Annotated in this window: 19 protein-coding genes; 7 read left to right on the forward strand and 12 right to left on the reverse strand. The window is 71.3% G+C overall.

Annotation, left to right across the window (positions count from 1 at the left end):
• The first annotated feature begins 19 nt into the window (after positions 1-19).
• Genes AC6H2I_RS11035 through AC6H2I_RS11050 form a run of 4 tightly spaced genes read left to right on the forward strand, consistent with a single transcriptional unit; the run spans position 20 to position 4208 of the window.
• Positions 20-1330: an ABC transporter substrate-binding protein gene (locus AC6H2I_RS11035; protein ID WP_497500679.1), complete on the forward strand. Its 1311-nt coding sequence runs from the start codon at positions 20-22 to the stop codon at positions 1328-1330.
• Complete coding sequence (locus AC6H2I_RS11040) at positions 1324-2214, forward strand: carbohydrate ABC transporter permease (RefSeq protein ID WP_497500680.1); 891 nt, start codon at positions 1324-1326, stop codon at positions 2212-2214. Before AC6H2I_RS11035 ends, AC6H2I_RS11040 begins: the two co-directional genes overlap by 7 nt.
• Positions 2215-3063 (forward strand): carbohydrate ABC transporter permease, encoded by an 849-nt coding sequence (locus tag AC6H2I_RS11045; protein ID WP_497500681.1) that lies wholly within the window; start codon positions 2215-2217, stop codon positions 3061-3063.
• A 5-nt stretch (positions 3064-3068) separates the two neighbouring features.
• Positions 3069-4208 carry an ABC transporter ATP-binding protein gene (locus AC6H2I_RS11050; RefSeq protein ID WP_497500682.1) on the forward strand — a complete coding sequence of 380 codons (1140 nt, stop codon included), beginning with the start codon at positions 3069-3071 and terminating at the stop codon, positions 4206-4208.
• Here AC6H2I_RS11050 and ureG read toward each other — a convergent pair.
• The 12 genes from ureG to urtA form a co-directional block, all read right to left on the reverse strand.
• The gene (gene ureG, locus AC6H2I_RS11055; protein WP_497500683.1) at positions 4174-4821 is read right to left on the reverse strand and encodes an urease accessory protein UreG; all 648 of its coding nucleotides are present in this window, start codon (positions 4819-4821) and stop codon (positions 4174-4176) included. The two genes, AC6H2I_RS11050 and ureG, sit on opposite strands and share 35 nt — an antisense overlap.
• Positions 4818-5546 (reverse strand): urease accessory protein UreF, encoded by a 729-nt coding sequence (locus tag AC6H2I_RS11060; protein WP_497500684.1) that lies wholly within the window; start codon positions 5544-5546, stop codon positions 4818-4820. Before AC6H2I_RS11060 ends, ureG begins: the two co-directional genes overlap by 4 nt.
• Positions 5536-6048, reverse strand: coding sequence for an urease accessory protein UreE (gene ureE, locus AC6H2I_RS11065; RefSeq protein ID WP_497500685.1), 513 nt, complete (start codon positions 6046-6048; stop codon positions 5536-5538). The genes AC6H2I_RS11060 and ureE overlap by 11 nt, the downstream gene beginning before the upstream one ends.
• Before the next feature lie 14 nt (positions 6049-6062).
• The gene (ureC, locus tag AC6H2I_RS11070) at positions 6063-7772 is read right to left on the reverse strand and encodes an urease subunit alpha (RefSeq protein WP_497500686.1); all 1710 of its coding nucleotides are present in this window, start codon (positions 7770-7772) and stop codon (positions 6063-6065) included.
• A 23-nt stretch (positions 7773-7795) separates the two neighbouring features.
• Positions 7796-8101 (reverse strand): urease subunit beta, encoded by a 306-nt coding sequence (locus AC6H2I_RS11075; RefSeq protein WP_497500687.1) that lies wholly within the window; start codon positions 8099-8101, stop codon positions 7796-7798.
• A 9-nt stretch (positions 8102-8110) separates the two neighbouring features.
• On the reverse strand, positions 8111-8413 hold the full coding sequence (locus AC6H2I_RS11080) for an urease subunit gamma (protein ID WP_497500688.1): 303 nt from the start codon (positions 8411-8413) through the stop codon (positions 8111-8113).
• A gap of 16 nt (positions 8414-8429) precedes the next feature.
• A complete protein-coding gene (locus tag AC6H2I_RS11085; protein WP_497500689.1) occupies positions 8430-9314 on the reverse strand; it encodes an urease accessory protein UreD in 885 nt (294 codons plus the stop codon).
• Positions 9315-9330: 16 nt separating this feature from the next.
• Positions 9331-10026 (reverse strand): urea ABC transporter ATP-binding subunit UrtE, encoded by a 696-nt coding sequence (gene urtE / locus AC6H2I_RS11090; RefSeq protein ID WP_497500690.1) that lies wholly within the window; start codon positions 10024-10026, stop codon positions 9331-9333.
• A 4-nt stretch (positions 10027-10030) separates the two neighbouring features.
• Positions 10031-10825, reverse strand: coding sequence for an urea ABC transporter ATP-binding protein UrtD (gene urtD, locus AC6H2I_RS11095; RefSeq protein ID WP_497500794.1), 795 nt, complete (start codon positions 10823-10825; stop codon positions 10031-10033).
• A gap of 19 nt (positions 10826-10844) precedes the next feature.
• Entirely contained in the window at positions 10845-11984 is a 1140-nt protein-coding gene (gene urtC, locus AC6H2I_RS11100; RefSeq protein ID WP_497500691.1) for an urea ABC transporter permease subunit UrtC, read from the reverse strand.
• Between the two features lie 49 nt (positions 11985-12033).
• Positions 12034-13656: an urea ABC transporter permease subunit UrtB gene (gene urtB, locus AC6H2I_RS11105; protein WP_497500692.1), complete on the reverse strand. Its 1623-nt coding sequence runs from the start codon at positions 13654-13656 to the stop codon at positions 12034-12036.
• Positions 13657-13773: 117 nt separating this feature from the next.
• Positions 13774-15060 carry an urea ABC transporter substrate-binding protein gene (gene urtA / locus AC6H2I_RS11110; RefSeq protein ID WP_497500693.1) on the reverse strand — a complete coding sequence of 429 codons (1287 nt, stop codon included), beginning with the start codon at positions 15058-15060 and terminating at the stop codon, positions 13774-13776.
• A gap of 533 nt (positions 15061-15593) precedes the next feature.
• On the opposite strand from urtA, the gene AC6H2I_RS11115 reads away from it, so the two are divergent.
• The 3 genes from AC6H2I_RS11115 to AC6H2I_RS11125 are packed head-to-tail and all read left to right on the forward strand — an operon-like array spanning position 15594 to position 20228.
• Positions 15594-17369: an N-acetylglutaminylglutamine amidotransferase gene (locus AC6H2I_RS11115; RefSeq protein ID WP_497500694.1), complete on the forward strand. Its 1776-nt coding sequence runs from the start codon at positions 15594-15596 to the stop codon at positions 17367-17369.
• 22 nt (positions 17370-17391) lie between these two features.
• The gene (gene ngg / locus AC6H2I_RS11120; RefSeq protein ID WP_497500695.1) at positions 17392-19140 is read left to right on the forward strand and encodes an N-acetylglutaminylglutamine synthetase; all 1749 of its coding nucleotides are present in this window, start codon (positions 17392-17394) and stop codon (positions 19138-19140) included.
• On the forward strand, positions 19140-20228 hold the full coding sequence (locus AC6H2I_RS11125) for an osmoprotectant NAGGN system M42 family peptidase (RefSeq protein WP_497500696.1): 1089 nt from the start codon (positions 19140-19142) through the stop codon (positions 20226-20228). Before ngg ends, AC6H2I_RS11125 begins: the two co-directional genes overlap by 1 nt.
• Positions 20229-20247 lie beyond the last annotated feature (19 nt).

Below are 20247 nucleotides of genomic sequence, written 5' to 3' on the forward strand. Positions count from 1 at the left end.
ACGCCACGGGAGGACCGCCATGCCGCTCCACGCCGCGCTCCGCCGGCTCGCCGCCGCCACCGCGCTGACCGCGGGGCTGCTCACCGCGGGGCTGCTGGGCGGCGTGCCGGGCCCGGCGGCGGCGCAGGCGACGGTGACCATCGCCTGCTCGGCCCTGGGCATCGGCCACCAGCTCTGCCGCGAGGGTGCCGAGGCGTGGGCCCGGGACACCGGCAACCAGGTGCGCTTCGTCGCCACCCCCAAGAGCGCCACCGACCAGCTCGCGCTCTACCAGCAGCTCCTCGCCGCCGGCTCGGCCGACATCGACGTCTTCCAGATCGACGTGGTGTGGCCGGGCATCCTGGGCGACCGCTTTCTCGACCTGTCCGACCGCATCGCCGGCGATGACCTCGCCGCCTTCCTGCCGACGCTGGTGCAGACCGCCACGGTGGGCGGTCGCCTGGTGGCGGTGCCGTGGTTCACCGACATGGGCCTCCTCTACTACCGCAAGGACCTGCTGGAACGGCACGGGCGGGCAGTGCCCGGGACCTGGGCGGAGCTGGAGGAGACCGCGCGCCTGATCCAGGAGAGCGAGCGCGCCGCCGGCAACGAGCGGCTGTGGGGCTATGTCTGGCAGGGCCGCGCCTACGAGGGCCTGACCGTCAACGCCCTGGAGTGGATCGACAGCTTCGGCGGCGGCACCATCATCGGCGCCGACGGCGCGGTCACCGTCGCCAACCCGCGCGCCGAGGAGGCGTTGCGCACCGCCGCGGGGTGGGTCGGCACCATCACCCCCGACGGCGTGCTCAACTACACCGAGGAGGAGGCGCGCGGCGCCTTCCAGTCCGGCAACGCCGTGTTCATGCGCAACTGGCCCTACGCCTGGCCGCTGGCCAACGCCGCCGACAGCCCGGTCAGGGGCCGGGTGGGCGTGGCCCCGCTGCCCCGCGGGGGCGCGGCGGGCAAGCACACCGGGGCGCTGGGCGGCCAGATGCTGGCGGTCAACCGCGCGACCGCGAGCCCCGACGCCGCGGTCGACCTCGTGCGCCACCTCACCTCCGCCGCCGAGCAGAAGCGCCGGGCCATGAGGGGCGGCTACAACCCGACCCGGCCGGCGCTCTACGACGACGCCGAGCTGCGCGCCGCCAACCCGGTGGTGGTGGAGCTCGGGCGCGCCATCGGCGGCGCCGTCGCGCGGCCCTCCCAGATCGCCGGCGAACGCTACAACCAGCTCTCCGCCGAGACCTTCCAGGCGGTCCACCGCGTCCTCTCCGGCTCGGCGACCGCCGCCGAGGGGCTGGCCGGGCTGACCGGGGCGCTCGAGCGGCTGGGCCGGCGCGGCCGGTGGTAGCGCTCGCCCGCCAGCGCCGCCGCGCCGCCGCCCTGTTCCTCGCCCCGGCGGTGGCGGTGCTGGCCGTGGTGGCGGCCTGGCCGCTGGTGCGCACCGTCGCCTTCTCGTTCACCGACGCCACCCTGGGGACGCTCGACGGATACCGCTTCGTCGGCGCCGAGAACTATCTGTGGCTGGCCGGCGACCCCGACTGGTGGCGGGCGGTGTGGAACACGGTTCTGTTCGCCACCGTCTCGGTGGCGCTGGAGACGGTGCTCGGCTTGGTCATCGCCCTGACCCTGAACGCCCGCATGCCGGGACGCGGCCTGCTGCGGGCGGCGGTGCTGATCCCCTGGGCGATCCCCACCGTGGTGTCCGCGCAGATGTGGGGCTGGATGTTCCACGACCTCTACGGCGTGGTGAACGAGGCGCTGCTGGCGCTCGGCCTGGTCGACCGAGCGAGGGCGTGGACGGCGGACCCCGATCTGGCGCTGCCCACGGTGATCCTGGTGGACGTGTGGAAGGCCACGCCCTTCATGACCCTGCTGATCCTGGCGGCCCTGCAGATGCTGCCCCGCGACCTCTACGAGGCGGCGCGGGTCGACGGGGTCCACCCCGTGCGCGTCTTCTTCCGGGTGACCCTGCCGCTGATCCGGCCGGCGCTGACGGTGGCGGTGGTGTTCCGGCTGCTGGACGCGCTGCGGGTGTTCGACCTGATGTACGTGCTGACCGGCAACAGCCGGGAAACCATGTCGATGTCGGTGTATGCGCGCCAGCAGCTCATCGACTTCCAGGACGTCGGCTACGGCTCGGCGGCGGCCACCGCGCTGGTCGGCGTGGTCGCCCTGGCCACCGTCGCGACGCTGACCCTGGGCCGCGTGCGCCTCGGCGCGGAGGAGGGATAGATGGGAACGCTGCGCCGTCGCGCCGGCCGCCACGCCGCGCGCGCCCTCTTCCTCCTGCTGCTCGGCGTCATCCTTCTCTACACCGTGTTCCCCTTCTACTGGGCGGTCGTCTCGTCCCTGACGTCGGGCAGCGCGCTGTTCACCGTCGAGGCCTGGCCGGCCGCGCCGTCCCTGGACAACTACCGGGCGGTGTTGGGCGAACGGACCTTCGGCCGGTCGATCGTCAACTCGCTGATGGTCGCCACGGGAGTCGTCGCACTGGCGCTGGCCCTGTCGGTGACCGCGGCCTACGCCCTGGGACGCGTGGCGTTCCGCGGGCGCGGCCTGCTGCTGCTGTCGATCCTCGCCGTCTCCATGTTTCCCCAGGTTGCGGTGCTGGCGGGATTGTTCGAGCTGATCCGCGCCCTCGGCCTCTACAACAGCCTGTGGGGGCTGGGGCTGACCTACACCCTGTTCACCCTGCCCTTCACCGTCTGGGTGCTCACCACCTTCATGCGCGAGCTGCCGCGGGAGCTGGAGGAGGCGGCGGTGGTCGACGGCGCGTCGCCCTGGGTGATCGTGACGCGGGTGTTCCTGCCGCTGCTGGGCCCGGCGCTGGCGGCCACCGGGCTGCTCGCCTTCATCGCCGCGTGGAACGAGTTCCTGTTCGCCCTCACCTTCACCCTGACCGCCGACATGCGCACCGTCCCCGTGGCGATCGCCCTAATGTCCGGCGCGTCGGCCTACGAGCTGCCATGGGGGCGGATCATGGCGGCGTCGGTGGTCGTCACCGTTCCCCTCATCGTGCTGGTGCTGGTCTTCCAGCGCCGCATCGTGTCCGGCCTCACCGCCGGCGCGGTCAAGGGCTAGCGGCCATGGCGGAGGTGGCGCTGCGCGGCGTGCGCAAGCGGTTCGGCCGCACCGAGGTGCTGCACGGCATCGACCTCGCGGTGCGCGACAACGAATTCATGGTTCTGGTCGGCCCGTCGGGCTGCGGCAAGTCGACCCTGCTGCGCCTCATCGCCGGGCTGGAGGAGGCGGACGCCGGCAGCGTGTCGATCGGCGGGCGCCCGGTGGACGACGTGCCCCCGGCGGGCCGGGGCATCGCCATGGTGTTCCAGTCCTACGCCCTCTACCCGCACATGAGCGTGTACGAGAACATGGCGTTCGGCCTGACGCTGGCGCGCGCCCCGCGGCGCACCGTGGACGAGCGGGTGCGCGCCGCCGCCCGCACCCTGCGCATCGACGACCTGCTGGAGCGCCGGCCCAAGGCGCTGTCCGGCGGCCAGCGCCAGCGCGTCGCCATCGGCCGCGCGATCGTCCGCGAACCGGCCGTGTTCCTGTTCGACGAGCCGCTGTCGAACCTGGACGCCGGCCTGCGCGCGGAGATGCGCGTCGAGATCGCCGCCCTGCGCCAGCAGCTCCGCACGACCATGGTCTACGTCACCCACGACCAGGTGGAGGCGATGACCCTGGCCGACCGCATCGCCGTGCTGAACGCCGGCCGGGTCGAGCAGGTGGGGACGCCGATGGACCTCTACCACCACCCCGCCACCCGCTTCGTCGCCGGCTTCCTCGGCAGCCCGCGCATGAACCTGGTGGCGGCCTCGGTGGCCGCCGCCGACGGCGCGGTGGTGAGCGTCGTCCTGCCCGGCGGCGTCCTGCTGCATGTGCCGGCCCCGGCGGACGGGGTGGTGCCGGGGGAGCCGATCACCCTCGGGGTGCGGCCGCAGCACACCGGGCCGCCGGCGGATGGCGACGCCGTGCTGTCGGGCACCGTCGCCGTCGTCGAACGGCTGGGGGCGGAAACCCATTGCCACCTGCGGCTGGCGGACGGGCAGCCGTTCGTCGCCGCGCTCGCCGGCGACGCCGCGGCGGCGGTGGGCGACACCCTGGGCGTCGGCCTGCGCGCCGACCGCGCCCATCTGTTCACCGCCGACGGCACCGCCCTGCCGCGCCGCCTCCGCCACCCGGCCGGCGTTACGCCGGCAGCGGCAGGCCGCCCGCCGTGGTGATGAAGCGGACGATCTCGTCCAGCCCCTGACCGACCTTGAGGTTGGTGAAGAGGAACGGCCGCGCGCCGCGCATCCGGCGGGCGTCGCGGTCCATCACCTCCAGGCTGGCGCCGACATGGGGGGCGAGGTCGATCTTGTTGATCACCAGCAGGTCGGAGCGGGTGATGCCCGGGCCGCCCTTGCGCGGGATCTTGTCGCCGGCCGAGACGTCGATGACGTAGATGGTGATGTCCGCCAGCTCCGGCGAGAAGGTCGCGGCCAGGTTGTCGCCCCCGGATTCGATGAAGATGAGGTCGAGGTCGGGAAACCTCGCCACCATCTGGTCGACCGCGGCGAGGTTGATGGAGGCGTCCTCGCGAATCGCGGTGTGCGGGCAGCCGCCGGTCTCCACCCCCAGGATGCGCGCCGGTTCCAAGGCACCGGAGCGGGTCAGGAACTCGGCGTCCTCCTTAGTGTAGATGTCGTTGGTGATGGCGGCGACCTCCCAGCCTTCGCGCATGCGCTTGCACAGGGCATCGGTCAGCGCGGTCTTGCCGGAACCGACGGGACCGCCGATGCCGACGCGCAGGGGGCCGGAATGGCTCTTCTCGATGGGGGCGGCGGCGAGCGTCATGAGCGGAACAACCTCGTGTATTGGGTTTCGTGGGAGGTGGAGGTCCAGTCGACCATCGGCGCCCGGCTGCCGAGGTCGTCGCGGCCGGCGGCCGCGGCCCAGGCGGCATGGCGTGCCGCGACCGGCTCGAGCGCCGCCAGCGCCCGCTGTCCGTCGGTCTGGCCCAGCGGCACCAGCCGGACCCCGGCGGACACCAGGTTGGCGACCACGGCGTGGAGGAATCCGGCCAGCGCCGGGGCCAGCGGCACGCCGGCCAGCGCGGCGCACAGCGCCACGGCGACGGCGTGGGCCGGCGGCCGGCCGCTGTCGGCGACCAGGGCGCGCCAGCGCTCCAGCCCGGGCACCGGCCAGGCGGCGGACACGGCGGAGAGGAACGCCGTGCCCTGGGCCGCGGATTCCAGGGCCGTCTCCTTGGTGCCGCGCAGCGCGTCGGCGCGCTCCAGGGCCCACTGGAAGGCCGCCTCGTCGCCGTCCGTCACCGCCCGGTGGGCCGCGGCGAACAGCACCGCGTCGGTGCGGCCGGCGCCGTGTTCCAGCACGAACCCGGCCCAGTCCGCCAGGGAGACGCGGTCGCGCACCATGCCCGCCTCGACCGCCGCCTCCAGGCCATGGCTGTAGGTGTACGCCCCGGTCGGGAAGGACGGCGACAACCAGGCGAGGAGGCGGAGAAGCGCGTCGACGTCCCGCCCCCGCCACGGGAGAGGGGGCGGAACGTCACTGCTCATGCCCATGCCCGTGGGAATGCCCGTGCCCGTGGGAATGCCCGTGCCCATCGGAATGGCCGTGCCCGCCGCCGGCGTACGCCCCCTGCTCCGGGGTGAACGGCGCCTGCACCTCGTGGACGTGGGCGCCCAGCCCATGCAGCATGTCGACGATCACGTGATCCCAGGGCAGCCGCAGCACGCCCTCCCCCACCTCCACCGGCAGGTGCCGGTTGCCGAGGTGCCAGGCGACGCGGGCGAGCGCCGCGGGGCCGTGGCAATGCACCTCGGCCAGCCGCTCCGGCGCGGCCCGCACCCTGAGCACGCCGCCGCCGTCCAGCGCCAGACCGCAGCCGTCGGCCAGCACCTCGGCGCGGGCGAGGTCGAGAAGGAACGGGTCGCCGGCGTCGTCGGTCAGCCGCACCCGGCGGCGGAAGCGGTCGTCGTAGGCCAGGGTCACGGTGCCGGACTGGGCGGAGTCGTCCCAGGATCCGGCGGCGAGCGCGCGGGTGGCGCGGCGTAGCATCGCGGGTCCCTTCGTCAGAACAGGAAGTAGCGCTGGGCCATGGGCAGCACCTTGGCCGGCTCGCAGAGCAGCAGGGCGCCGTCGGCGCGCACCTCGTAGGTCTCGGGGTCGACCTCGATGTGCGGGGTCGCGGCGTTGTGGATCATCCCCGCCTTGGTGATGGTGCGGCAGCCCTCCACCGCCAGCAGGGTGCGGGACAGGCCAAGGCTGTGGCCGAGGTCGCTGTCCAGCGCCGCCTTGGAGACGAAGGTGACCGCGCTGGCGGTCAGCGCCTTGCCGATGGCGCCGAACATGGGGCGGTAGTGGACCGGCTGGGGCGTCGGGATGGAGGCGTTGGGATCGCCCATGGGGGCCGCCGCGATGGTGCCGCATTTCAGCACCATGTCCGGCTTGACCCCGAAAAAGGCCGGGGACCACACCACCAGATCGGCCAGCTTGCCCACCTCGACCGAACCGATGTGGGCGGCCATGCCGTGGGCCAGCGCGGGGTTGATGGTGTACTTGGCGACGTAGCGCTTGACCCGGACGTTGTCGTTCTCGCCGGTCTCCTCGGCCAGGCGGCCGCGCTGCACCTTCATCTTGTGGGCGGTCTGCCAGGTGCGGATCACCACCTCGCCGACCCGGCCCATGGCCTGGCTGTCGGAGGCGATCATGGAGAAGGCGCCGAGGTCGTGCAGGATGTCCTCGGCGGCGATGGTCTCGCGGCGGATGCGGCTCTCGGCGAAGGCCACGTCCTCGGGGATGCGGCCGTCCAGGTGATGGCACACCATCAGCATGTCCAGGTGCTCGTCCACCGTGTTGACGGTGAACGGCCGCGTCGGGTTGGTCGAGGACGGCAGCACGTTGGACTGGCCGCACACCTTGATGATGTCCGGGGCGTGGCCGCCGCCGGCGCCCTCGGTGTGGAAGGCGTGGATGGTGCGGCCCCGGAAGGCGGCGATGGTGTTCTCGACGAAGCCGGACTCGTTCAGCGTGTCGGTGTGGATGGCGACCTGGATGTCGGTCTGCTCGGCCACCGCGAGGCAGGTGTCGATGGCCTTGGGGGTGGTCCCCCAGTCCTCGTGCAGCTTGAGGCCGCAGGCGCCGGCCAGAACCTGCTCCAGCAGGCTGTCGGGGCGGCTGGCGTTGCCCTTGCCGAAGAATCCCAGATTCATCGGCAGCCCCTCGGCCGCCTGGAGCATGCGCGCCATGTGCCACGGCCCGGGGGTGCAGGTGGTGGCGTTGGTGCCGGCGGCCGGGCCGGTGCCGCCGCCCAGCATGGTGGTGACGCCGCTGTAGAGCGCGTCGTCGATCTGCTGCGGGCAGATGAAGTGGATGTGGGCGTCGATGCCGCCGGCGGTGATGATCTTGCCTTCGCCGGCGATCACCTCGGTGCCGGGGCCGACGATGATGGTCACGCCGGGCTGGACGTCGGGGTTGCCGGCCTTGCCGATGCCGGCGATGCGGCCGTCGGTGATGCCGATGTCGGCCTTGACGATGCCCCAGTGGTCGAGGATCAGGGCGTTGGTGATGACGGTGTCGACGGCGCCCTCGGCGCGGGTGGTCTGGGCCTGCCCCATGCCGTCGCGGATCACCTTGCCGCCGCCGAACTTCACCTCCTCGCCATAGACCGTGTGGTCCGTCTCCACCTCGATGACGAGGTCGGTGTCGGCGAGGCGGACGCGGTCGCCGACGGTGGGGCCGTAGTGCGCGGCGTACTCCGCGCGGTCGATGCGATGTGCCATGGTTGCCCTCCTGCCGGCGCCCCTCAGAGGGCGCCCTCGACCTTGCCGTTGAAGCCGTGGACGATGCGGTGGCCGGCGTAGGCCACCAGGGACACGCTGCGGGTCTGTCCCGGCTCGAACCGCACCGCGGTCCCGGCCGGGATGTCCAGGCGCATGCCGCGCGCCGCCGCGCGGTCGAAGGAGAGGCCCTCGTTGGTCTCGTAGAAGTGGTAGTGGGAGCCGACCTGGATCGGCCGGTCGCCGGTGTTGGCCACGTCCAGCGTGGTCGTGGCGCGGCCGGCGTTCAGCTCGATGTCGCCGGGGGCGGTGAAGACTTCTCCGGGGATCATGGGGCCACCTCAGCGGATCGGGTTGTGGACGGTGACGAGCTTGGTGCCGTCCGGAAAGGTGGCCTCGACCTGGATCTCGTGGATCATCTCGGGGATTCCCTCCATCACCTGCTCCGCGGTCAGCACGCTGGCGCCGTCGCGCATCAGCTCGGCCACGGTGCGGCCGTCACGGGCCCCCTCGACCACGAAATCGCTGATCAGCGCCACCGCCTCCGGGTGGTTCAGCTTCACGCCGCGCTCCAGGCGGCGGCGCGCCACACTGGCCGCCATGGCCACCAGCAGCTTGTCCTTCTCGCGCGGTGTCAGGTTCATCGCTCGTCCCCCATCCTCACACGTGCCACAGACGTGGCAGCCGGGCCGGCAGACCGGCCGCCGCCCCCCGGAACGCCGCCCAGAAGCGGCCGAAATCCTCGCGCAATGCCCGCGCGTCGGCGCCGATGAAGCGGATCACCAGAACGCCGTCGCCCGGCACCGTCGCACCGCAGCGCGACGCCGCACCTTCCAGCAGGGCGCGCGCCGTGTCCAGCCGTTCCGCCGCGTCGGCCCCGACATAGACCGCGGTGGCGAAGGCCGTCGCCCCGGCGAAGCCGGCGGGGTGGTCGATCAGGGCGGCGATGTCGCCGTCCAGGTGCAGGGCGTCGGCCCACACCAGCCGGCCGTCGCGGCGGATCTCCCAGGCGTCGCGGGCGAGACCGCGGCTGAACCGCTCGCCGCGGGCCAGCCGGCCGAACACCAGCAGCTCGCCGGCCAGGGCCCGGCCGCCGGCCGCGACGTCCAGCGCGGTGGCACGCCGCAGGCGCGAGCCCTCGAACAGGATGGTCTCCTGGGGCAGCCACTCCAGCCAGCCGCCGTCCTCCACGGCCAGCGCCACGTCCATGCGCACGTCGGCGCCGGCCGAGCGGTAGACCTTCTCCGCGGCCTGGGCGGTCACCACCGCCGACGCGCCGGCGCCCACGCGGGCGCTCACGTCCAGCCGGTCGCCGCCGACCAGGCCGCCCGACGTGGTGACCAGGACGGCGGTCGGCGGGTCGCCGGCCGCCGGCGTCGGGAACAGGAAGCGCAGCGGGTCGTGGTGGTAGAGGTGGGCCAGCCGGACGCGCCCGCCCGCGGCCGCGGCGTACGCGACCTCGGCGGTGCCGTGGATGGTGAGGCGGGCGGGTGCCTCGCGCAGCCGCGCGTCCATCACCGCGCCGGCCCCGGCAAGGTCAGGCAAATTATTGAAAGCACGATCAAACCGTCAGGTGTTTGCGCACCTCGGACTCGACCATGTCGCCGGCCTCCCCGGCAAGCACGATCTCGCCGCGGTCCATCACGGCGTAGCGGTCGGCGAGGTCGCGGGCGAACTCGAAATACTGCTCCACCAGCACGATCGCCATGTCGCCACGCTGGGCGAGGGTGCGGATCACCGCCTCGATCAGCTTGATGATGGAGGGCTGGATGCCCTCCGTCGGCTCGTCGAGGATCAGCAGGCGCGGCCGGGTCACCAGGGCGCGGCCGATGGCCAGCTGTTGCTGCTGGCCGCCCGAGAGATCGCCGCCGCGTCGCTTCAGCATGTCCTTCAGCACCGGGAACAGCGCGAAGATCTCGTCGGGGATCGAGCGCTCCCGGGCCGGCAGGGTGGCGAAGCCGGTCTGCAGGTTCTCCAGCACCGTCAGGCGCGGGAAGATCTCGCGGCCCTGGGGCACGAAGGCGATACCGCGCCGCGCCCGCTCGTAGGTGGGCATCTTGGCGACGTCGGTGCCCTCCCAGTCGATGGTGCCCTGGCGGATCGGCTCCAGCCCCAGGACGGCGCGCAGCAGGCTGGTCTTGCCCACCCCGTTGCGGCCGAGCAGGCAGGTCACCTTGCCCTTGGGCGCGGCCAGCGAGACGCCCCGCAGGGTGTGGCTGGCGCCGTAGTAGAGGTGCACGTTGTCGACGGTCAGCATGCGGTCAGCGCCCCAGATAGACTTCGATCACGCGGTGGTCCTGCTGCACCGTCTCCAGCGAGCCCTCGGCGAGCACCGAGCCCTCGTGCAGCACGGTGACCTTGGCCCCGAGGCGGCGCACGAACTCCATGTCGTGCTCCACCACCACCACCGAGCGGTCGCGGTTGATGTCGAGGATGAGGTCGGCGGTCTGCTCGGTCTCGTGGTCGGTCATGCCGGCCACCGGCTCGTCCAGCAGCAGGATCTGCGGCTCCTGCATCAGCAGCATGCCGATCTCCAGCCACTGCTTCTGGCCGTGGCTGAGCGCCCCGGCCTTGAAATCGCGGCGGTCGCCCAGGCCGATCAGCCCCATGATCTCGTCGATGCGCCGCGCCTGCGCGCCGCCCAGCACGAAGAACAGGGTCTTGAAGGTGCCGCGGTCGCAGCGCAGCGCCAGTTCCAGGTTCTCGAACACCGTCAGATGCTCGAATACCGTCGGCTTCTGGAACTTGCGGCCGATGCCCAGGTTGGCGATCCGCGTCTCGTCCAGCCGGGTCAGGTCGGTGTCGGCATCGTAGACGACGTGGCCGAGATCGGGCCTGGTCTTGCCGGTGATGACGTCCATCATGGTCGTCTTGCCCGCACCGTTGGGGCCGATGATGGTGCGCAGTTCGCCCTTGGCGATCACCAGGCTGAGGTTGTTGAGGGCGCGGAATCCGTCGAAGCTGACGGTGACGCCGTCCAGATAGAGGATGGTGCCGGCGGCCTGGGCCGGTGACCGGCCGCCGCGCCGCGCGCGGCCGCGCGCCGGGGCCTCCATCGCGATGGTGCCGTCGCCCTCAGGCACGGTGCTTCTGCGCCACATGCTGGACGCCCTCCCCGATCTTTGCGCGCAACTGCGCCCACAGGCCCATGATGCCCTTGGGCAGGAACAGGGTGACCGCCAGGAACAGGCCGCCCAGGAAGAACAGCCAGATCTCCGGCGCCACGCCGGTCAGGACGCTCTTGGCGCCGTTGACCGCGAAGGCGCCGAGGATGGCGCCGAACAGCGTGCCGCGGCCGCCCACGGCGACCCAGATCGCCACCTCGATGGACTGGGCCGGCGAGAACTCCGACGGGTTGATGATGCCGACCTGGGGAACGTAGAGCGCCCCGGCGATGCCGGCCAGCGCCGCCGACAGGGTGAAGACGAACAGCTTGGCCGCCGTGACGTCGTAGCCCAGGAAGCGCACCCGGCTCTCGGCGTCGCGGATCGCCATCAGCACCCGGCCCAGCTTGGACACCACCACGAACCGCGCGACCAGGTACCCCGCCGCCACCATCACCACCGAGGCGACGTAGAGCGCGACGCGCGTGGCGTCGGACTGGATCGGGAAGCCCAGGATGTCCTTGAAGTCGGTCAGCCCGTTGTTGCCGCCGAAGCCCATCTCGTTGCGGAAGAAGGCGAGCATCAGGGCGAAGGTCATGGCCTGGGTGATGATCGAGAAGTACACCCCGGTGATGCGCGAGCGGAAGGCGAACCAGCCCACGACGAAGGCCAGAGCGGCGGGCACCGCGACGATCATCAGCACGGTCCACAGCGGGTTGTCGAAGCCCCACCAGTACCAGGGCAGCTCCTTCCAGTTGAGGAACACCATGAAATCCGGCAGGTCGGCGTTGCCGTAGACGCTGCGGTCGCCGATCTGGCGCATCAGGTGCATGCCCATGACGTAGCCGCCCAGCGCGAAGAAGGCGCCGTGGCCCAGCGACAGGGCGCCGGCGTAGCCCCACACCAGGTCGAGGCTGAGCGCCAGCAGGGCGAAGCACAGGTACTTGCCGAGCAGGCTGAGCATGTAGTCGGGCACGTGGAGCACGCTGTCGGGCGGCATGGCGAGGTGCAGCACCGGGACCAGCACGGCCGACACCGCCAGCAGCCCGACGAAGACCGACCAGCCCCGGCGCGATTCCAGGGCCATCAGGCGCGAGGTCAGCGGGCCCATGGGCGCCCCTCCTCCGCAGCGGCGCCCAACTCGACGAGGTTCCACATTCTCACGCCTCCGCCGCGCGGCCCTTCAGGGCGAACAGGCCCCGCGGACGCTTCTGGATGAACAGGATGATGAAGACCAGCACCAGGATCTTGCCGAGCATGGCGCCGGCGTAGGGCTCCAGGATCTTGTTGAGGATGCCCAGGCTCATGGCCCCGGCCAGCACCCCCCACAGGCTGCCGACGCCGCCGAACACCACCACCATGAAGCTGTCGATGATGTAGCCCTGGCCCAGGTTGGGGCTGACGTTGCCGACCTGGGACAGCGCCACCCCGGCGACCCCGGCGATGCCCGAGCCCAGGCCGAAGGTCAGCGCGTCGACCCAGCCGGTGCGGATGCCCATGCCCGCCGCCATCGGCCGGTTCTGGGTGACCGCGCGCATCTGCAGCCCGAACGAGGTGTAGCGCAGGGCCAGCGCCACCGCCGCCAGAACGGCCAGGGAGAACAGGATGATGGCGATGCGGTTGTAGGTCAGCACCAGCCCCGGCAGGGCTTCCCACGCGCCGGTCATCCAGCCGGGGTTGGCGACCTCCTTGTTGGGGGCGCCGAACAGGCTGCGCACCACCTGCTGCAGCATCAAGGAGATGCCCCAGGTGGCCAGCAGGGTCTCCAGCGGCCGGCCGTAGAGGAAGCGGATGACGCCACGCTCCAGCGCCACGCCGACGGCGCCGGCGACCAGGAAGGCGGCGGGGATCGACACCACGAGGTAGAGGCCGAAGACGCTCTCCGGCAGGGACGCGCGGAACGCCTCCTGCACCACGAAGGTGGTGTAGGCGCCCAGCATGATCATCTCGCCATGGGCCATGTTGATCACCCCCATCACGCCGAAGGTGATGGCCAGGCCGATCGCCGCCAGCAGCAGCACCGAGCCGAGGCTGAGGCCCTGGAACAGGTTGAGGGTGGCGTCGACCACCATCAGCTGGGTCTCGATGCGCTCCACCAGGTCCCTGGCGGCGGCCTGCACCCGCGGATCCGGATCCTCGGCGAGCGGGGCCACCAGCGCCCGCACCTGCGGCGTCAGGGAGCCGCCGGCCAGGGATTCCACCGCCGACAGGCGCACCGCGGCGTCCGGGCTGGCCAGGGTCATGCGCGCCAGCGCCTGTTCCATGGCGGTGCGCACGCGCGCGTCGGTCTCCCGCTCCAGGGCGCCGCGCAGGGTGGCGACGGCGCCGGGTGCCGGGTCGCGGGCGATGCTGGCGGCCGCCGAGAGGCGCCGCGCCGGGTCGGGGTCGGTGATCTCCATCCGCCCGATGGCCGCGGCGAGCGTGGTGCGCAGCAGGTTGTTGACGATGATCTTGGACAGGTCGCGGCTGCCGGCGGTGCCCGCCGCGGTGCCGGCCACCGGGTCGGTCAGGGCGTACTCGCGTCCCGACCGCTCGCCGATCACCACGGCGCCGTCGGCCTTGCGGACGTAGAGGGTGCCGTCGGCCATGGCGCGCAGCACCGGCAGGGCACGGGGGTCGCCGGTGGCGGCCAGCGCCTCGGCGGCGGCGCCCTTCTCGGCGAAGCCGCCGTCGGCCAGCGCAGCGACGGCCTGGGCGAACGCCGCGTCGTCGGCGGCCCGGGCCGGCGCCACGGCGGCAAGCGCCAGAACCAGCGCGACGCACAGGGCGGCGAGTCTCGGCATGGGGTCCTCGAACAGAACGGAAGATATGGACAAACGAATGGAGCGTCGTGGGCATCGCCGCCGACGATGGACGCGCCGGGTCCCTGGGGGAACCCGGCGCATCCCGTCAGCCGGGCGTCAGTTCGCGTATTTCGGCTCGGCGCAGTTGCCGCAGACCCACGGGAAGGTCCAGTCGGCGGTCAGCTTGGCGCTCTCCGGGATGAAGGGCGACCAGGCCGCGGCCTTGATGGCCTCGTCCGTCTGGGAGACGATCTGGAACTGACCGTCGCCCTGGATCTCGCCGATCATCACCGGCTTGGAGAGGTGGTGATTGGTGTTCATCACCACGTCGTAGCCCGACGGCGAGCGCACCTCCTGCCCGTACATGGCCTGGCGCACCGCGTCGACATCGGTGGTCCCGGCCTGCATCACGGCCTGGCTCCACATCTTGAAGCCGATGTAGGTGGCCTCCATCGGGTCGTTGGTCACGCGCTTCTCGTCCTTGATGAAGCCGTGCCAGCTCTTGATGAAGGCGTCGTTCTCCGGGGTGTCGACCGACATGAAGTAGTTCCAGGCGGCGAGGTGGCCGACCAGGTTGGTGGTGTCGATGCCGGCCAGCTCCTCCTCGCCGACGGAGAAGGCGACGACCGGGATGTCGGTGGCCTTGATGCCCTGGTTCGCCAGTTCCTTGTAGAAGGGGACGTTGGCGTCGCCGTTGATGGTCGAGACCACCGCCGTCTTCTTGCCGGCCGAGGCGAAGCGCTTGATGTCGGCGACGATGGTCTGCCAATCGGCATGGCCGAACGGCGTGTAGTTGATCATGATGTCGTCCTTGGGCACCCCCTTGGAAATGAGGAAGGCCTCAAGGATCTTGTTGGTGGTGCGCGGGTAGACGTAGTCGGTGCCGGCCAGCACCCAGCGCTTCACGCTGCCGCCGTCCTCGCCCATCAGGTACTCCACCGCCGGGATCGCCTGCTGGTTCGGCGCGGCGCCGGTGTAGAAGACGTTGCGCGAGGACTCCTCGCCCTCGTACTGCACGGGGTAGAACAGCATTCCGTTCAGCTCCTCGAACACCGGCAGAACCGACTTGCGGCTCACCGAGGTCCAGCAGCCGAACACCGCCGCGACGTTCTCCTTCTGGATCAGCTCGCGCGCCTTCTCGGCGAACAGCGGCCAGTTGGACGCGGGGTCGACCACCACCGCCTCGACCGGACGGCCGAGCAGACCACCCTTCTTGTTCAGGTCGTCGACCATCATCAAGACGGTGTCCTTCAGCGTCGTCTCGCTGATCGCCATCGTGCCGGACAGCGAGTGCAGGACGCCGATCTTGATCGGCTCCGCCGCCGTGGCGACGCCCGCCGTCAGTGCGGCGGCAACGACGCCGCCCAGCGCCAACCCCCTCAGCCCCAGCGCCTTCATGCTCATGTTTTGTCCCCTCTTACCGGGTGGATGTCTCGGACGGGGGGTAAAACGCAAACTTGGTGCCAACTTCGGATCGGTGGAGCGGCGACTCGTGGCAACTCCCGTCACACCAGGGCCGCGGCGCCGTCGCGCGCCGCCGCCGCGGGCCGGCCTGTCTGGTCACCGGGTTATCGATGTGCTCATTTTGTGAGCAATTATGCATTTTAGCCTATTTTGTCGGCAAGCCATGTCCTTTTGTGTACCCGGCCACCCCGTCCGGAGAGCCGGCGTCGCACGGAGCGGGATTTCACTACCTCAGATCGGTGGACGTCGGAGGCTTCTACGCCTATTTTAGCCGGGCCTTTCGCCATCGCGAAGGGCGACCGAGCGACATGCCCTGTGGCCGCGCGGGGCCGACACGAGCCGTCCGGCTCTTTTTTTTCGCCCCGCCGTCGCTCACCCGCGGCATGGAACGTTGTTGTTCCTGCCCAGGTGTTTGGCCCAATTCCGGGTCGAGCGCCCCTTCGTCCTAAACCAACGAGGAGGCTCGACAGCCGATGTGTGGTATCAGCGGTGAGATTTCGCTTCGCAACGGGCACGCCCCCAGCGTGTCCGCGGTCGAGGCGATGTGCGCGCGCATGGCGGCGCGTGGTCCCGACGGGCACGGCGTGTTCGCGCAAGGGCGCGTCGCGTTCGGCCACAGACGGCTGAAGATCATCGACCTGTCCGAGGCCTCGCAGCAGCCGATGGTCGACAGCGTCCTCGGCCTCGCCATCGTCTTCAACGGCTGCATCTACAATCACCGCGACCTGCGCGACGAACTGATCGGCCTCGGCTACCGCTTCTTCTCCGGCGGCGACACCGAGGTGCTGCTGAAGGCCTACCATGCGTGGGGCGCGGATTTCGTGCAGCGCCTGAACGGCATGTTCGCCTTCGCCATCGCCGAGCGCGACAGCGGCCGGGTGCTGTTCGGCCGCGACCGGCTGGGCATCAAGCCGCTCTATCTGGCCGAGGTGGACGGGGCGCTGCGCTTCGCGTCCTCGGTGCCGGCGCTGCTGGCCGCGGGGGGCATCGACACCGACATCGATCCGGTGGCGCTGCACCACTACATGAGCTTCCACGCCGTGGTGCCGGCGCCCCGCACCATCCTCAAGGGCGTGCGCAAGCTGCCGCCGGCGACCCTGATGACGGTGGAGCCCGACGGCACGCGCCGCGAGACCACCTATTGGCGCCCGGTGTTCGGCCCGCGGCCCGAGGACGCCGGAATGACCGCGGTGGACTGGCAGGACGCGGTGCTGGCGGCGCTGCGCCGCGCCGTGGAGCGCCGCCTGGTGGCCGACGTGCCGGTCGGCGTGCTGCTGTCCGGCGGCCTCGACAGCTCGTTGATCACCGGCCTGCTGGCGGAGGCCGGACAGACCGGCCTCAAGACCTTCTCCATCGGCTTCGAGACGGTCGGCGACGAGCGCGGCGACGAGTTCCAGTACTCCGACATCGTGGCCGAGCGCTTCGGCACCGACCACCACCGCATCTTCGTCGACAGCACCCGCGCCCTGCCGGAGCTGGCCAACTGCATCCGCGCGATGTCGGAGCCGATGGTCAGCCACGACAACATCGGATTCTTCCTGCTGTCGCAGGAGGTGGCCAAGCACGTGAAGGTGGTCCAGTCGGGCCAGGGCGCCGACGAGGTGTTCGGCGGCTACCACTGGTACCCGCCGCTGCTGGAGAGTCGCGATCCCGTGGCCGACTACGCCCGGGTCTTCTTCGACCGCGACCACGCGGAGATGGCGGAGGCGCTCGACCCCCGCTTCGTCGGCGAGGACCACGCCCGCGCGTTCGTCGAGGACGCCTTCGCCCGGCCCGGCGCGGAGCGCGCCGTGGACAAGGCGCTGCGCCTCGACACCACGGTGATGCTGGTGGACGACCCGGTCAAGCGGGTCGACAACATGACCATGGCGGCGGGCCTGGAGGCCCGCGTGCCGTTCCTCGACCACGAGCTGGTGGAGCTGGCCGGGCGCGTGCCGGCCGAGCTGAAGGTGGCCGACGGCGGCAAGTACGTGCTGAAGGAGGGGGCGCGGCGGGTCATCCCCAACGAGGTGATCGACCGCCCCAAGGGCTATTTCCCGGTGCCGGCGCTGAAGTACCTGCGCGGCCCCTTCCTCGACCTCGTCCGCGACACGCTCAACACCCAGGCGGCGCGCGAGCGCGCGCTGTTCCGGCCGGACTATCTGGGCCGCCTGCTGACCAACCCCGAGCAGCACATCACCCCGCTGCGCGGGTCGAAGCTGTGGCAGGTCGCCCTGCTGGAACTCTGGCTCCAGGAACACCGTGTCTGAGAATCCGCCGAGGAGGCCCGCCATGTCTCTCGTCCGTGCCCACCAGCACCGTCTGGAGCGCAACGCCAGCCCGACCCTCAACCGGCTGCGCCGCGGCCGAACGGTGGTCGAGGACGCCGAGGCCGAGTACCAGGCCAACGCGGTCGTCGATTGCGGCTGGGGCCGCCTGATCTTCGCCCACACCTTCGCGGATCTCGACCACCTCGTGACCACGCTGCGGGCCGAGGAGCCAGGGCGGCGGGACATCGGGCTCTACCTGCAGGACCCCCACGTGGCCCTGTCGCGCGCACCCCAGGAGCTGTTCCTCGACCCCTCCCACACCTTCCGCCTGTGGCTGAACGAGTACCGGCCCAGCCGGCGGCGGCCCAAGGGGTACACGGTGCGCCGCCTGCGCACCCGGGAGGACGCCGAGGGGGTGCTGCGGATCTACGGCAGCCGCCGGATGGTGCAGGTCGATCCCTCCTTCATCGTCAACAGCCGCAACAGCCGCACGCTGACCATGTTCATCGCCACCGACCAGGCCGGTGCGGTGATCGGGTCGGTGATGGGCGTCGACCATCGCCGCGCCTTCGGCGACCCGGAGCACGGCAGCTCCCTGTGGTGCCTGGCGGTCGACCCCCAGGCCGCCTACCCCGGAGTCGGCGAGACGCTGGTGCGCACGCTGGCCGAGCATTTCCAGGCGCGTGGCCGCTCGTTCATGGACCTCTCCGTCCTGCACGACAACGCGAACGCCATCGCGCTCTACGAGAAGCTGGGCTTCCGCCGCATCCCCGCCTTCGCGCTGAAGACCAAGAATTCCATCAACGAGCACCTCTTCATGGGCCCGCCGCCGGAACAGCGCCTGAACCCCTACGCCACCATCATCGTCAACGAGGCGCGCCGGCGCGGCATCAACGTCGACGTGCTGGACGCCGAGGCCGGCTATTTCTGCCTGTCGGCGGGCGGCCGGTCGATCGTCTGCCGTGAAAGCCTGTCGGAGCTGACCACGGCGGTGGCGATGAGCCGCTGCGACGACAAGGCGGTGACCCGCCGCGTGCTGGAGCGGGCCGAGCTGTCGGTGCCGGACCAGCAGCCCGCGGCGGACGCCGACAGCAACGCCGCCTTCCTGGCCAAGCACGCCAGCGTGGTGGTGAAGCCGGCGCGCGGCGAGCAGGGGCGCGGCATCACGGTCGATGTCCGCGACGCCGACAGCATGGAGCGCGCCATCGCCGAGGCGCGCCAGCACTGCGACATCGTGCTGCTGGAGCGGTTCTGCGCGGGCCAGGACCTGCGCATCATCGTCATCGACTACAAGGTGGTGGCCGCCGCGGTGCGCCGCCCGGCCGAGGTGACGGGCACCGGGCAGCACACGGTCAAGGCGCTGATCGAGGCGCAAAGCCGCCGCCGTGCCGCCGCCACCGGCGGCGAGAGCCACATCCCCCAGGATGCGGAGACGGAACGCTGCGTCCGCGCCGCGGGTTACACGCTCGACGACGTCCTTCCGGAGGGCGAGGTCCTGCCGGTGCGCAAGACCGCCAACCTGCACACCGGCGGCACCATCCACGACGTCACCGACCGCCTGCATCCGGAGCTGGTGGAGGTCGCGGTGGCGGGGGCACGGGCGCTGGCGATCCCGGTGGTCGGCTTCGACCTGCTGGTCGACGCGCCCTACAAACCGACCTATGTGTTCATCGAGGCCAACGAACGCCCCGGGCTCGCCAACCACGAACCGCAGCCCACCGCGGAGCGGTTCGTCGACCTGCTGTTTCCACAGACACGAGGTATGACCTGATGCCGCAGCCGTTGCCGATCGACAAGGACTACCTGCTGGCGTCCCTGCGCGACCTGTTGTCGATCCCCAGCCCGACCGGGTACACCGACGAGGCGGTGCGGTACGTCTGCGGCCAGCTCGAGCGGCTGAAGGTTCCCTTCGAGATGACCCGGCGCGGCGCGATCCGCGCCAACCTGTCCGGGCGCCAGTACTCGCCCGACCGGGCCATCGTGGCCCATGTCGACACCCTGGGCGCCCAGGTCAAGGCGCTGAAGGAGAACGGCCGGCTGGCGGTGGTGCCGATCGGCCACTGGTCCTCGCGCTTCGCCGAGGGGGCGCGGTGCACGGTGTTCACCGACACCGGCCGCTGCCGCGGCACCATCCTGCCCCTGAAGGCGTCGGGCCACACCTACGGCGACGAGATCGACGAGCAGCCCACCAACTGGCAGAACATCGAGCTGCGGGTCGACGAGCGCGCCGACACCGCTGCCGACCTCGCGGCGCTGGGCGTCAACGTCGGCGACATCGTCGCCATCGACCCCCAGCCGGAGTTCATGGACAGCGGCTACCTGGTGTCCCGCCACCTCGACGACAAGGCCGGCGCCGCCACGGTGCTGGCGGCGGTCAAGGCGGTGGTCGACGCCGGGGTCAGCCTTCCCGTAGACTGCCACGTGCTGTTCACCATCTCCGAGGAGGTCGGGTCCGGCGCCTCCAACGTGCTGCACCAGGACGTGGCCGAGATGGTGACCGTCGACAACGGCACGCCCGCCCCCGGCCAGAACAGCCGCGAGACCGGCGTGACCATCGCCATGGCCGATTCCACCGGGCCGTTCGACTACGCCCTGACCCACGCCCTGCTGCGGCTGTGCCGGGACCACGACATCGACCACCAGCGCGACGTCTTCCGCCACTACCGCTGCGACAGCGCGGCGGCGATCGAGGCCGGCAACGACATCCGCACCGCCCTGGTGTGCTTCGGCGTCGACGCCTCGCACGGCTACGAGCGCACCCACGTCGACGCCCTGGAGTGCCTGGGCCGCCTGCTGACCGCCTACATGCAGAGCGAGCCGGAAGGCCCCCTGAAGCTGCGCCGCCGGGCACCGTCGTAAGCGGGACAGGGCGGCACCG

Source organism: Azospirillum sp. NS33 (genome assembly GCF_059703765.1).

Coding starts and splice junctions, on each gene's coding strand:
- AC6H2I_RS11035 (WP_497500679.1), top strand. CDS start 20: ATGCCGCTCCACGCCGCGCTCCGCCGGCTCGCCGCCGCCACCGCGCTG.
- AC6H2I_RS11045 (WP_497500681.1), top strand. CDS start 2,215: ATGGGAACGCTGCGCCGTCGCGCCGGCCGCCACGCCGCGCGCGCCCTC.
- AC6H2I_RS11050 (WP_497500682.1), top strand. CDS start 3,069: ATGGCGGAGGTGGCGCTGCGCGGCGTGCGCAAGCGGTTCGGCCGCACC.
- ureG (WP_497500683.1), bottom strand. CDS start 4,821: ATGACGCTCGCCGCCGCCCCCATCGAGAAGAGCCATTCCGGCCCCCTG.
- AC6H2I_RS11060 (WP_497500684.1), bottom strand. CDS start 5,546: ATGAGCAGTGACGTTCCGCCCCCTCTCCCGTGGCGGGGGCGGGACGTC.
- ureE (WP_497500685.1), bottom strand. CDS start 6,048: ATGCTACGCCGCGCCACCCGCGCGCTCGCCGCCGGATCCTGGGACGAC.
- ureC (WP_497500686.1), bottom strand. CDS start 7,772: ATGGCACATCGCATCGACCGCGCGGAGTACGCCGCGCACTACGGCCCC.
- AC6H2I_RS11075 (WP_497500687.1), bottom strand. CDS start 8,101: ATGATCCCCGGAGAAGTCTTCACCGCCCCCGGCGACATCGAGCTGAAC.
- AC6H2I_RS11080 (WP_497500688.1), bottom strand. CDS start 8,413: ATGAACCTGACACCGCGCGAGAAGGACAAGCTGCTGGTGGCCATGGCG.
- urtE (WP_497500690.1), bottom strand. CDS start 10,026: ATGCTGACCGTCGACAACGTGCACCTCTACTACGGCGCCAGCCACACC.
- urtD (WP_497500794.1), bottom strand. CDS start 10,825: ATGGAGGCCCCGGCGCGCGGCCGCGCGCGGCGCGGCGGCCGGTCACCG.
- urtC (WP_497500691.1), bottom strand. CDS start 11,984: ATGGGCCCGCTGACCTCGCGCCTGATGGCCCTGGAATCGCGCCGGGGC.
- urtB (WP_497500692.1), bottom strand. CDS start 13,656: ATGCCGAGACTCGCCGCCCTGTGCGTCGCGCTGGTTCTGGCGCTTGCC.
- urtA (WP_497500693.1), bottom strand. CDS start 15,060: ATGAGCATGAAGGCGCTGGGGCTGAGGGGGTTGGCGCTGGGCGGCGTC.
- AC6H2I_RS11115 (WP_497500694.1), top strand. CDS start 15,594: ATGTGTGGTATCAGCGGTGAGATTTCGCTTCGCAACGGGCACGCCCCC.
- ngg (WP_497500695.1), top strand. CDS start 17,392: ATGTCTCTCGTCCGTGCCCACCAGCACCGTCTGGAGCGCAACGCCAGC.
- AC6H2I_RS11125 (WP_497500696.1), top strand. CDS start 19,140: ATGCCGCAGCCGTTGCCGATCGACAAGGACTACCTGCTGGCGTCCCTG.